Below are 12,253 nucleotides of genomic sequence, written 5' to 3'. Positions count from 1 at the left end.
GCCGGCTTGCGTACGCTGCCGGTGACCAATGGAGTGCACCGAATGACCGACACCAGCCGCGCGCTTGCGCGTCATGCGCAGATCCTGCGATTCCTGATGAAATATCGCAGCGCGGGGGTGTTGTCGGGTTTCGAGTTCGATCCCGCCACGGCCGATGCCGCGCTCGAAGGCGAGCCCGGCAAGCCGGAAGCCTTCGTCGACGACCTCGAAGCGCTCGGCCCGACCTTCATCAAGATCGGCCAGGCGCTGTCGACGCGCCCGGACATGGTGCCGCCCGCCTATCTCGCCGCGCTGGAGCGCATGCAGGACGACGTGGCGCCGCTGCCGTTCGACGTCATCCACGATGCGGTCGAGGATGCGCTGGGCGTGCGCATCAGCAAGATCTTCGACAACTTCGACGAAACGCCGATCGGCGCGGCGTCGCTGGCGCAGGTGCATCGCGCGACGCTGCGAGACGGCCGCAAGGTCGCGGTGAAGGTGCAGCGCCCCGGCATCACCGAACAGATCCGCGACGATCTGGACACCCTCGCCCGTCTGGCCGGCGGCGTCGACCGGGTCACCGAGGTGGGCCGTCGCATCCGCTTCGCCGACTGGGTGCACGAGTTCCGGCGCACGCTGCTGGCCGAACTCGACTACCGCGTCGAGGCCGAGAACCTCGACCGGTTCGACGCGCATTTCGTGGCCTATCCCGCGCTGTTCGTGCCCAAGCCGATCTGGGATCTCACCCGTGCGCGCGTGCTGACGATGGAACTGGTCGAGGGCACCAAGGTCACCGACATCACCGGCCTGCAGCGTACCGAGCGGGACATGGCGCCGCTGGCGACCGAACTGCTGCACGGCTATCTCGACCAGGTGTTCGTGCACGGCGAGATCCACGCCGATCCGCATCCGGGCAACCTGCTGTTCACCCGCGACGGGCGTCTCGCATTGCTCGATCTGGGCATGGTGGCGCACGTGCCGCCGCGCACCCGCGAACGCCTGCTCAAGCTCCTGTTCGCGGCCGTGGACGGACGCGGCGAGCAGGTGGCGGCCGAAGGCATCGCGATGGGCACGCGGCTGGAGGATTTCGACGAAGGACGCTACTACCGCGACGTCGGCCAGCTGGTCGCGCGCTACGCCGCGCAGTCCGGCGCGACCGGGCAGACCGAAGGCCGTCTGATGCTCGATCTCGTGCGTCTCGCTACGTCCTGCGGCCTGCGTACGGCCCCGGAGATGAGCCTGCTCGGCAAGACGCTGCTGCATCTCGAATCGGTGGTGCAGGCGCTCGACCCCGACATGGACATGAAGCGCGTGGTCGAAGACCACCTCAACAACATGATGCGCCAGCGCCTGCGCAAGTCCCTGTCGCCGGCCAATCTCGCCAGCGAACTGATGGACATGCAGGAGCTGGTGCGCGATGCGCCGCGCAAGGTCTCGAACGTGCTGTCGCTGCTGTCGGAGAACCGCCTGCGCGTGCGGCTGACCGGGCTCGAGGAATCGCACCTGCTCGAAAGCCTGCACAAGATCGCCAACCGCATCGCGGCCGGCATCGTCACCGCGGCGCTGATCCTGGCCTCGGCGATGATGATGGACAACCCCGGCGGCCCACGGCTGTTCGGCTATCCGGCGATCGCGCTGCTGCTGTTCCTCACCGGCGCCGGGCTCGGCATCGCGATCGTGCTCAGCGCCTTGCTCGGCGACAAGCGCGCCAAACCGAACGAGGAACGCGGGCCGAACTAGGCCCGCCCGTCCGATAGCACCCGCGCACCGGGCGCGGGTGGAATGCCATGTCCGGCGCGCTCGTCGTCGGCAAAATGAGAACCGGTCTCATCGCTGGTATCATTCCCGGTTTCCCGCGTCGCTTCTTCCGCTTATGTCAGCCGCCTTTGGCACCGAAACGGTGCTGGATGTCCGTCACTGGACGGACGCCTACTTCAGCTTCACCACCACCCGCGACGATGGCTTCCGCTTCGAGAACGGCCAGTTCGTGATGATCGGGCTGGAAACCGAAGGCAAGCCGATCCTGCGCGCGTACTCGATCGCCAGCGCGAACTGGGAAGAGCAGCTCGAGTTCTTCAGCATCAAGGTCGACAACGGCCCGCTGACTTCGCGCCTGCAGCACATCCAGCCGGGCGACCAGGTGCTGATCGGCCGCAAGCCGACCGGCACCCTGCTGATCCACGATCTGCACCCGGGCCGGAACCTGTATCTGCTGGGCACCGGCACCGGCTTCGCGCCGTGGCTGTCGGTGATCAAGGATCCCGAGACCTACGAGCGCTTCGACAAGGTCATCGTGACCCACGGCGTGCGCACGCCGCAGGACCTGGCCTACCGCGACTACATCGTCAACGAACTGCCGCACCACGAGTTCCTCGGCGAGCAGATGGCGAAGCAGCTGCTGTACTACCCCGCGGTGACCCGCGAGGACTTCGACTTCAACGGCCGCAGCCACCGCGGCCGTCTGACCGAACTGCTCGACAGCGGACGCATGGCATCCGATCTCGGCCTGCCGCCGCTCGACCCCGAACACGACCGCGCGATGATCTGCGGTAGCCCGCAGATGCTGGCCGACTTCCGCCAGCTGCTCGACGCCCGCGGCTTCGAAGCCGCGCCGCGCATCGGCACGCCGGGCCAGTACGTCTTCGAGCGCGCGTTCGTCGAGAAGTGATGCGCGCGGCGCGTGCCGCGCATCGGCTTCGAGCCCCTCCCCCCCCCGGGAGAGGCGTTGGGGTGAGGGCGAACGCGCGCGGTAATTCAACAGGTCAGTGACAACAGGTCAGCGACGGGATGCGCTGACGCTTTCCCCCTCACCCCAACGCCGCCTCGATCGGCTTGCGCAGGCTTTCCGGCTTGGCCGACGGCGCGAACCGGTCGATGACCTGCCCGTCGCGGCCCACCAGGAATTTGGTGAAGTTCCATTTGATCGCGCGCGTGCCCAGCACGCCGCGCTTCTGCGCCTGCAGCCAGGTCCACAGCGGATGCGCGTCCGGGCCGTTGACGTCGACCTTGGTCGACATCGGAAAATCGACCGCGTAGTTCAGCGCGCAGAAATCGCGGATGTCGGCCGCCGTGCCCGGCTCCTGATGCCCGAACTGGTCGCAGGGAAAGCCCAGCACCACCAGACCCTGGTCGCGGTAATCGCGCCACAGCTGCTGCAGGCCGGTGTACTGCGGGGTAAATCCGCACTTCGAAGCGACGTTGACGATCAGCAGCACGCGGTCGGCGTAATCGGACAGCGGTTGCGGCGAACCGTCGAGGCTGGTGGCCTGGAAATCGAATGCGCTGGTCATCGCGGCTCCGGCAGGAAAACGGATCGCCAGTCTGACCGACCGGTCCGTCCCGCGCGACACATCCTTCGCAATGCGGCGCAGCTTGCGCGCGTAAGCCCTTGTCGCACCGTGGAATTGCGTGTCCGGACTTCCGGCATGGGCCACGTCCACACCCGATCGGCTAGCCTAGTGGGTCATGTCACCGGGAGAATCCCCTTGCTGAAGCACCCGCTCGCCGTCGCCCTGTGCGCGGCCCTCGCCGTGTCCGCCCTGCCCGCCTTCGCGCAGACCACCGGCACCGCCTCCGCCACGCCCGCCGCGAGCGCCCAGCGCACCGCCGACAACCCGCTGTTCGTCGAGAGCACGCTCGATCTGCGCTATCCGCACTTCGACCAGATCAAGGACGAGCACTTCGGTCCCGCGTTCGACGCCGGCATGGCCGAAAACCTGCGCGAGATCGAGGCGATCGCCAACAATCCCGAAGCGCCGACGTTCGACAACACGATCATCGCGCTGGAGAAGTCCGGTGAAGTGCTGTCGCGCGCCCGCGGCATCTTCGGCAGCCTCAACGGCACCGACACCAACGATGCACGCAAGAAGATCGACGCCGACTACGCGCCGAAATTCGCCGCGCACCGCGATGCGGTGATGCTCAACCCGAAGCTGTTCGCACGCGTCGACACATTGTTCAAGAATGTCGACTCGCTGGGTCTGGACGCCGAGGGCAAGCGCCTCGTCGAGCGTTACCACACGATGTTCGTCCGCGCCGGTGCCAACCTGACCGAAGCGCAGAAGCAGGAGATGCGCCGCATCAACGCCGAGTCGGCGAAGCTCGGCACGACCTTCAGCCAGAACGTGCTCAACGAAGTCAACGATTCGGCCGTCGTCGTCGATACCGTCGAGGAACTCGACGGCATGAGCGAGGCGCAGATCGCCGCCGCGGCGGATGCGGCGAAGTCGCGCGGCCTCGAGGGCAAGTACGTCATCACCCTGCTCAACACCACCGGCCAGCCGCCGCTGCCGCAGATCAACAACCGCGAGCTGCGCGAGCGCGTGCACAAGGCGTCGGTCGCCCGCGGCAGCCGCGGCAACCAGTACGACAATACCGAGGTCATCTCGCAGATCCTCAAGCTGCGCGCCGAACGCGCGAACCTGATGGGCTACCCGAACCAGGCCGCCTTCATCCTCGAGGATTCGACCGCCGGCACCGTCGAGGCCGTCAATGACATGCTGGGCCAGCTCGCACCGGCCGCCGTCGCCAACGCCAAGCTCGAAGCCGCCGAACTGCAGGCGATGATCGACCGCGAACAGGCCGCCAAGGGCGAGCCGACGTTCCAGCTCGAGCCGTGGGACTGGGCCTACTACTCGGAGAAGGTCCGCCAGGACAAGTACAGCTTCGACGACGCGCAGCTCAAGCCCTACTTCGAAATGAAGAACGTGCTGGAGAACGGCGTGTTCTTCGCCGCGACGCAGCTCTACGGCATCACGTTCAAGGAACGCACGGACCTGCCGAAGTACCACCCCGACACCTGGACCTACGACGTCTTCAATGAAGACGGCAGCCAGCTTGCGATCTTCATCTTCGACCCCTATGCGCGTCCGTCCAAGCGCGGCGGCGCGTGGATGAACTCGTACGTCTCGCAGTCCGAGCTGGACGGCACGCTGACGGTCACCGCGAACCACCAGAACATTCCGAAGCCGCAGCCCGGCCAGCCGACGCTGCTGACCTGGGATGAAGTGACGACGATGTTCCACGAGTTCGGCCACTCGCTGCACGGCATGTTCTCGGACGTGAAGTACCCGTTCTTCAGCGGTACCAGCGTGCCGCGCGACTTCGTCGAGTTCCCGTCGCAGGTCAACGAGATGTGGGCGGACTGGCCATCGATCCTCGCCAACTACGCGAAGGACTACCGCACCGGCGCGCCGATGCCGGCCGAGCTGCTGGCCAAGGTGCAGGCCGCGGCGAAGTTCAACCAGGGCTTCGCGACGACCGAGTACCTGGGCTCGGCGATGCTCGACCAGTACCTGCACCAGTTGCCGGCCGACCAGCTGCCCGATGGCTCCGAGGTCATGGCGACCGAGGCCGCCGCGCTCAAGGCTGCCGGCCTCGATTACGCACCGGTGCCGCCGCGCTACCGCACGCCGTACTTCAGCCACATCAACGGCGGTTATGCGGCGGGCTACTACGCCTACATCTGGTCGGAAGTGCTCGACGCCAACACCGTGCAGTGGATCGAGCAGAACGGCGGCCTGACCCGCGAGAATGGCGACCGCTTCCGCAGCACGCTGCTCTCGCGCGGCGGCAGCAAGGATGCCAAGCAGCTGTTCATCGATTTCACCGGCCACGAGCCGCAGATCGAGCCGCTGCTGATCAAGCGGGGTCTCGCACCGGATCCGAAGGCCGCGGCGAACTGACCGCTCACCGCACCGTGTGACCCGAAACGCCCGGCCCCGCGCCGGGCGTTTCGTTTGCGGCCTTCGGACGCGCGCATTCCACGGCGCACACGTCCGCCGCACACTCGGCCTGTAGCATGGCCGCATGTCCGCGATCGTCCTCGATGCACCCGATGCCACCACGCGATTGCGCGACTGGCTCGCCGGCTTCCAGCGTGTGTTCGTGCTCACCGGCGCGGGCATCAGTACCGGCTCGGGCATTCCCGATTACCGGGACGCGAACGGCGACTGGAAGCGCGCCGCGCCGGTGACCTGGCAGGCGTTCACCGGCGATCCGGCCGTGTACCGTCGCTACTGGGCCCGCAGTTTCGTCGGTTGGCCGAAGTTCTCGGTCGCACAGCCCAACGCCGCGCACCGCGCCCTGGCGACGCTCGAACAGGGCGGGCCGGTCACGACGCTGCTGACCCAGAACGTGGACGGCCTGCATCAGCGCGCGGGGAGCCGACGCGTCATCGATCTGCACGGCCGGCTCGACCAGGTGACCTGCCTGTCCTGCGGCCACCTCACGCCACGCGACGTCCTGCAGCCGCGGCTCGTCGCGGACAATCCGCACTGGCATCCCGGCGACGCGGCGATGGCGCCCGACGGCGATGCCGACATCGCGGCCGATGCGGAAAAGATCTTCGTCCCGCCGCGCTGCCCGCTGTGCGACGGCATGCTGAAGCCGGACGTCGTGTTCTTTGGCGAGAACGTGCCGCGCGCGCGCGTGCAGGATGCGCAGGCGGCGCTCGGCGCGAGCGACGCGATGCTCGTCGTCGGCTCGTCGCTGATGGTCTATTCGGGATTCCGCTTCGCCAAGATGGCGGCCGATGCCGGCCTTCCACTGGCGATCCTCAACGGTGGTACGACGCGCGCCGACGCCCTCGCGACGCTACGGCTAGACGCGGAGATCGGCGCGACGCTGGGCGCGCTCGCAAGCTAAGGCTCAGGCCTGGACGAACAGGTCGCGGTAGGCCGGCGCCACATGCGGCAGCAGCACCGCGGCCGGCACATCGACCGTCTGCACGCCGTCCGAGTACGGCCCCACCTGATAGGGCGGAAACACGAACCGCAGGCCCGACAGCTTGCCGCCGGGGCCGGGAATCGGCTCGAACTGCTGATAGTTGGCGACGTCCGGGCCTGAGCCCTCGTCGATCATCTTGCCGGCCGAACGCATCTGGCGGCTGCGCTCCTCGGGTTCGAGCTCGTCAGCGTCGATGCGTTGCGACAACGCTGCGTGCAACTGCTCGCGCACATAACCGGAGATCGCCTTCCAGTCGCCTTCGCCGGACAACAGCACCTCGGCGGTCAGCAGCTTCTGCTCGCGCACCAGCCAGACGAAGCGCTCGATCAGCGGATTGTCGTGCGCGCCGCCGGTGTAGCTGCTCCCGTCGGCTGCGATCGCCAACATGTCCGGCGAGTCGACCAGGGTGCTGAAGTTGAGCGACAGGTCGTACATCGTCCCCGGCTGCAGCTCGGCGCCGCCGACCGCTTCCATCAATTCGTCGCGCGCGGCCTGTGCGTAGCGGTGCAGTTCCGCGGCGAGCCCGGGGTACTTGTTGGCCTCGGGCGAATAGCTGATGCCGACGATGAACTTCGGGTCCATCTCGACGACGTCCTTCAACTCGGGCGTCGTCTCTTCCAGCGGCTGCACGGTCTCAGCGGGTGGCGGCGTGTCCCCAGCCGCGGACTGCGCAGGTGCCGGCACGTCGCGTTGGCACGCGGACAGCGCCAGGGCCAGCAGTGGCAGGCAATATAGGGACCGGATCGGTGCGGACATCGTCGCTCCAAATGACGTGGCGAAACGAAAAACTAATGGGCGTGCCGTGCGATTATCGTGACGGCATACGCCTGCGCATCGCACATACGAAAAGCCCCGGACGTTTCCGTCCGGGGCCGGGTCTCGCGGAAGGCGGGGCGTCTTAGACGGCCTGCACTTCGTCGGCCTGCAGGCCCTTCTGGCCCTGGACGACCTTGAAGGTCACCTTCTGGCCTTCCTGCAGCGACTTGAAGCCGGTGCCCTGGATCGAACGGAAGTGGACGAACAGGTCCTGGCCGCTTTCCGGGGTGATGAAGCCGAAGCCCTTGGCATCGTTGAACCACTTGACGGTGCCGCTCTGACGATCGCTCATGGTGTTACTCCTTGAATCAGTTTTAATGGGAACACGGCACCCGCCGACGCTGTGGTCCGGATGCCGCGACTGTCGAGCAAGGGGTAACGCGAAGCGATGGAGCGGATCGTCCCGACCGGCGAACCGGGCGTTCAACTTGGATCTACCGCATCGGAGTCACGATGTACCGTGATCCCGCCTTGAACAGTTCGCGCACGATACCGCAATTGAAAAAGAAAAGGTGAATGCGGGAATGGCCCTTAGTGGCCCCCTTTTCCGCCTGTTCCGGGGTCCTTTTCGGCGGCCAGATGACGGGTCGCATACCAGCATTCGGAGGCTACCTGGAGCCCTCTGCTTCCGGCATGCGCGACCGCTGCATCGACCAGGGCCGCCCCGTATCCACGGCCGCCGAGCGCACCGGGCACGATGGTGTGCAGGATGGTCAGAACGCCTTGTTTTTCGCGGAATTCGAGATGCGCGACCTGGCCGTCGACGCTGATCTCGAACAGGTGCCGGGCCGCATCCAGACGGATCGGTGGGTTCGACATGGATGATCGTCCTACTTCAGATTCGGAAATTTCCGACCCCATGCTGACACGTCGTGTGCCGCGGATGCCCGCGGCGACGCCGCGCGGTCATGACGCGGCGCGTCACGGTTCTGCGCCGAAGACGTCACTCGGAGTGACGTCGGCGGTCATGCCCGGGCATGCGGGGTCGAGGGGAGGTTGGCACGGGACGTGCTGAGTCCCGGGGATACAGGGGAACGGGCAGACATGGACACACGACGCACCGATTTGCGGGAAGCCATCGAGCGGCTGTACGAACTGACTCGCCTCGACCAGACCGGGTCCAGCGAATTCGAGCAGCTGGACCATTTCATCCAGCAGCGCCTGCTGGATACCTACGCCGAAGTCCCCGACGTCGCGTTGCGCGTCGTGGCCTGAGCCGGAGATGCAGCGGGCGCGCGCCCGAGCAGGCACGCGCGCCCTGACTGATCAGTCGTTGCGGTGGTCGCGCTTGCCCTGGTTGCGGCGGTCGCGCGTGCTGATGCTGCCGTTGATCGACGCCTGACGGGTCTCGGCCTCGTGCAGCGCCAGCGCCTTCGAACGCGCCTGCGGTGACTGGTAACCGGGCGCGTCGACCGGGGCGCCTTCGTTGCCGATCGTTTCCCAGTGCTTGCCGGCCTTGGCCTCGGCTTCGTGCTGCTCGAGCAGCTTGCGGGTGTTCTCGAGCGCCTGTTCCGGCGTGATGCCGCGCTTGCCACGACCGCCGGACTTTCCGGTCTTGCCTGCAGGCGCTTCGACCTTCGCTGTCTTCGTCGCAGTGCGATCCGCGGGCCTGGCCGCTGCCGCCGGTTTCGCAGACGCGGACGCTTTGCCAGCGGCCTTCTTCGCAGCCGGCGTCTTGGCAGCCTTCGGCGGCGCTGCTGCCGCGGTCTTGCTCGAGACCTTTCTGGCTGTCTTCGTGGCGGCCTTCTTCGTGGCCTTCGCCGCGGACGCAGGCGTTGCCGCCTTCTTCGCAGTCGTCGTCTTCTTCGCGGGCTTCGAAGGCTTCGTGCCCACCGACTTCGTGGCCTGCTTCGTGGTCTTGCCGGCGGCCTTCGCGGCCTTTGGTGCGCGTTTCGGCGCGGCCGTCTTCGCCGGCTTGGACTTCGCGGCGGTCTTCGCGGCCTTGGCGGCGTCGCGCTGACGGGTTTCGAGACGCGACAGGATGTCGGCCAGCAACTCGGCCTTCTCACCCGTACGTGCATTGGCCAGTCCGGTACGGCCCGATTTGCTGCCGCTGGTCTTGCGGGACGCCAGGCGCTGACGCTTTTCCAGATCACGCGCGCGATCGCGCGCCGTGCGTGCACGTGAGACCAGCTGCGTCAGACGAGCGTCGCTGTGATCGCGCAGGGCGTTCGCACGACTGTCGTCGTAGAGGCCCATTTCCGTCTTGTTGAGCAGGGCGGTGGCTTTCGCTCGCGTAACTGCCATAAGGCGCACTCCGTGGTTGGACGTGCAGCCAGAATTATCATGCGTTACATGCAGATGCGGTGAGAGCGGTCACCGGGAAACACGTACTCAGAACGACGGCGACATCAGCCGATCGAGGAACACGCCGATGATCCGCGGCTCCATGATCACGGTGAACAGCATGCCGTAGCCCGCGCCCCACAGATGCGCACTGTGGTTGATGTTGTCGCCGCCGCGCTTGTCCATCCAGATGCTGTAGCCGATGTAGCAAATGCCGAAAATGATCGCCGGCATCGGAATGAAAAGCACCAGCAACAGCTGCCAGGGATTGATCAGGATCGACGCGAACAGCACCGCCGACACCGCGCCCGACGCGCCGAGGCTGCGGTAGTTCGGATCGTGCCGGTGACGCAGGTACGTCGGCAGGATCGCGACCAGAATCGCCGACACGTAGAACAGCAGGAATCCGACCGGCCCGATGTACGGCGCGAACGCGCGTTCGATGCCCGCGCCGAAGAAGAACAGCGTGATCATGTTGAAGATCAGGTGTTGCCAGTCGGCGTGGACGAAGCCATGCGTGATCAGCCGGTCGTACTGCTTGTGCCGATCGATCGCCGGCGGCCACAGGATCAGGCGTCCGAGCAGCTGCGGTTTCTCGAAGGCCTGCCACGAGACCAGCACGGTCACGGCGATCAGGACGAGTGTGACGGGTCCGAAGTTCATCGAAGATCCTCCGCGTCAGGCGACGCGGTAGTTGTCCTGCATGGGATAGCGGCGCGCGTAGAGTCCGAACGCCAATGCCGCGACGAATGCGAAGGCCGCGAAGAAGAACATCAGAAAGGCGTTCTCGCTCATGCCGGTCGACGCGATGTACGCCGTCACCGCGTCGTTGCGTACGCCCGCGTTGGTCAGCAGCACCCACAGGCTGCCGAAGGTGCTGGTGAGATACCACAGCGCCATGATCACGCCCTTCATCGCCTGCGGCGCCTGGCTGTAGGCGAACTCCAGCGCAGTTGCCGACACCAGCACTTCACCGAAGGTCAGCAGCAGATACGGCAGCGACTGCCAGGCGAGCGACACTTCCTGGCCCCCGTCGAGCCACAGCTGCAGGCCGCCGGCGACGATCCACGAAATGCCGGAGATCGCGATGCCCCAGCCCATGCGCCGCAGCGCGGTCGGCTCGAACCCGAGCTTGCGCAGCGCGGGATACAGCACGAGGTTGTTGAACGGGATCAGCAGCATCACCAGCAGCGGGTTGAGCGCCTGCATCTGCGCGGCGTCCTGGATCAACCAGCTCGGCCACCACGCCGACGCGTGCGGAATCACCATCTCGCGGCCCTGGATGATCCAGGTCGAGGCCTTCTGGTCGAACAGCGACCAGAACGGCGTGACCAGCGCGAACACGATCAGGATGCGCAGCACCGCGCGCACGCCGTCGACGGCCGCATCGGGGTGCAGGCCGCGCGCACGCTCGAGCTGCAGCGAAGCGCCCCAGCCGCCCAGCGCGATGATCACGCCCAGCGCCAGACACGCCGTGATGACGAAACCGAAGTCGGTCGGCCACCACGACAGCGACACCGTCGCCGACAGCAGCCACAGCGCCAGCATCACCACGGCCGACACCACGCCGACCATCGCCACCGCCAGACCCGGCCGGCCTTCGCCCGCGTGGCGCGCGCGCAGCGCGGTCTTGACCACTTCGAAGAAGGCGTGCGGATCGCGGCGCGCCGGCGGCACGTTGACGTAGTCCTTGCGGCCCAGCCAGAACACGAAGGTCGCGATGAACATCAGGATGCCCGGGATGCCGAACGCGACGGCGGGCCCGTAATGGCGCAGGAACAGCGGCGCCAGCAGCGATGCGAAGAACGAGCCGAAGTTGATGATCCAGTAGAAGGCATCGAAGACCACCTTCGCCTTGCTCTTGTTGGTCTGGTCGAACTGGTCGCCGCAGAACGAGACCACCAGCGGCTTGATGCCGCCCGAGCCGAGCGCGATCAGGAACAGACCGGTGTAGAACCCGGTCGCGTTGTTCTCGAAGGCGGCCAGGCACGCGTGGCCGGCGCAGTAGATCAGCGAGAACCACAGGATGGTGTGGTATTTGCCGAAGAAGCGGTCCGCCAGCCAGCCGCCGAGCAGCGGGAAGAAGTACACGCCGATCACGAAGGTATGGAAGATGTCCTTCGCCGCCGCATCCCGGTCCGCACCCTGCGGCAGGTAGCCCAGCAGCACCGAGCTGATCAGGAACGGCACCAGGATGTTGCGCATGCCGTAGAAGCTGAAGCGCTCGCAGGCTTCATTGCCGATGATGTAACCGATCTGGCGGGGCATCGGTCCACTGGTGGTCTGCGGTGTCGTCATCGGCGCGTCGCGGCTGTCTGGAAGCCGCACAGACTACCCGATCGCGGCCCGCCGCCAGCCGCTTGCACGCGCGTCCCGAACCGGCAAGTGCCGGGCGTGCGCGCTCCACGCACTTGGGCCTGCGCGCGCCGGGCGGCATCATGGCGGA

General features: G+C 66.6%; 12 protein-coding genes. 5 read left to right on the top strand and 7 right to left on the bottom strand.

The window, feature by feature from the left end; translation table 11 throughout:
* Positions 1-42: 42 nt before the first annotated feature.
* Positions 43-1,719, top strand: a complete 1,677-nt coding sequence (locus AC3A5T_RS08280) for an ABC1 kinase family protein (protein WP_487628143.1) — start codon at positions 43-45, stop codon at positions 1,717-1,719.
* A 133-nt stretch (positions 1,720-1,852) separates the two neighbouring features.
* Positions 1,853-2,647 (top strand): ferredoxin--NADP reductase, encoded by a 795-nt coding sequence (locus AC3A5T_RS08275; protein WP_332077000.1) that lies wholly within the window; start codon positions 1,853-1,855, stop codon positions 2,645-2,647.
* Between the two features lie 139 nt (positions 2,648-2,786).
* Here the strand turns inward: AC3A5T_RS08275 and AC3A5T_RS08270 are convergent, their stop codons facing one another.
* Positions 2,787-3,269: a glutathione peroxidase gene (locus AC3A5T_RS08270; protein WP_487628142.1), complete on the bottom strand. Its 483-nt coding sequence runs from the start codon at positions 3,267-3,269 to the stop codon at positions 2,787-2,789.
* A gap of 198 nt (positions 3,270-3,467) precedes the next feature.
* Here AC3A5T_RS08270 and AC3A5T_RS08265 point away from each other — a divergent pair, with 198 nt between their 5' ends.
* Together AC3A5T_RS08265 and AC3A5T_RS08260 are read left to right on the top strand one after the other, a co-directional pair.
* Positions 3,468-5,663 (top strand): M3 family metallopeptidase, encoded by a 2,196-nt coding sequence (locus tag AC3A5T_RS08265; RefSeq protein ID WP_487628200.1) that lies wholly within the window; start codon positions 3,468-3,470, stop codon positions 5,661-5,663.
* 124 nt (positions 5,664-5,787) lie between these two features.
* Positions 5,788-6,624: an NAD-dependent protein deacetylase gene (locus AC3A5T_RS08260; protein ID WP_487628141.1), complete on the top strand. Its 837-nt coding sequence runs from the start codon at positions 5,788-5,790 to the stop codon at positions 6,622-6,624.
* A gap of 3 nt (positions 6,625-6,627) precedes the next feature.
* Here the strand turns inward: AC3A5T_RS08260 and AC3A5T_RS08255 are convergent, their stop codons facing one another.
* From AC3A5T_RS08255 to AC3A5T_RS08245, 3 genes are all read right to left on the bottom strand, one after another.
* Positions 6,628-7,461, bottom strand: coding sequence for an RsiV family protein (locus AC3A5T_RS08255; protein WP_487628140.1), 834 nt, complete (start codon positions 7,459-7,461; stop codon positions 6,628-6,630).
* Positions 7,462-7,603: 142 nt separating this feature from the next.
* The gene (locus tag AC3A5T_RS08250) at positions 7,604-7,813 is read right to left on the bottom strand and encodes a cold-shock protein (protein WP_096006981.1); all 210 of its coding nucleotides are present in this window, start codon (positions 7,811-7,813) and stop codon (positions 7,604-7,606) included.
* Positions 7,814-8,052: 239 nt separating this feature from the next.
* Entirely contained in the window at positions 8,053-8,340 is a 288-nt protein-coding gene (locus AC3A5T_RS08245; RefSeq protein ID WP_332076996.1) for a GNAT family N-acetyltransferase, read from the bottom strand.
* A gap of 225 nt (positions 8,341-8,565) precedes the next feature.
* Between AC3A5T_RS08245 and AC3A5T_RS08240 the strand changes: the two genes are divergently transcribed.
* A complete protein-coding gene (locus AC3A5T_RS08240; RefSeq protein WP_332076995.1) occupies positions 8,566-8,736 on the top strand; it encodes a hypothetical protein in 171 nt (56 codons plus the stop codon).
* Positions 8,737-8,787: 51 nt separating this feature from the next.
* On the opposite strand, the gene AC3A5T_RS08235 is transcribed toward AC3A5T_RS08240, so the two are convergent.
* From AC3A5T_RS08235 to AC3A5T_RS08225, 3 genes are all read right to left on the bottom strand, one after another.
* Positions 8,788-9,768: a hypothetical protein gene (locus tag AC3A5T_RS08235; RefSeq protein ID WP_487628139.1), complete on the bottom strand. Its 981-nt coding sequence runs from the start codon at positions 9,766-9,768 to the stop codon at positions 8,788-8,790.
* 87 nt (positions 9,769-9,855) lie between these two features.
* Positions 9,856-10,470 carry a rhomboid family intramembrane serine protease gene (locus tag AC3A5T_RS08230; RefSeq protein ID WP_487628138.1) on the bottom strand — a complete coding sequence of 205 codons (615 nt, stop codon included), beginning with the start codon at positions 10,468-10,470 and terminating at the stop codon, positions 9,856-9,858.
* Between the two features lie 15 nt (positions 10,471-10,485).
* Positions 10,486-12,105: a POT-type proton-dependent oligopeptide transporter gene (locus tag AC3A5T_RS08225; protein WP_487628137.1), complete on the bottom strand. Its 1,620-nt coding sequence runs from the start codon at positions 12,103-12,105 to the stop codon at positions 10,486-10,488.
* Positions 12,106-12,253: the final 148 nt, after the last annotated feature.

The organism is Luteimonas sp. Soil_C_16 (genome assembly GCF_057657295.1).
The sequence above is the reverse complement of the archived record's forward strand: the minus strand, read 5'-3'. Positions and strand labels throughout refer to the sequence as shown.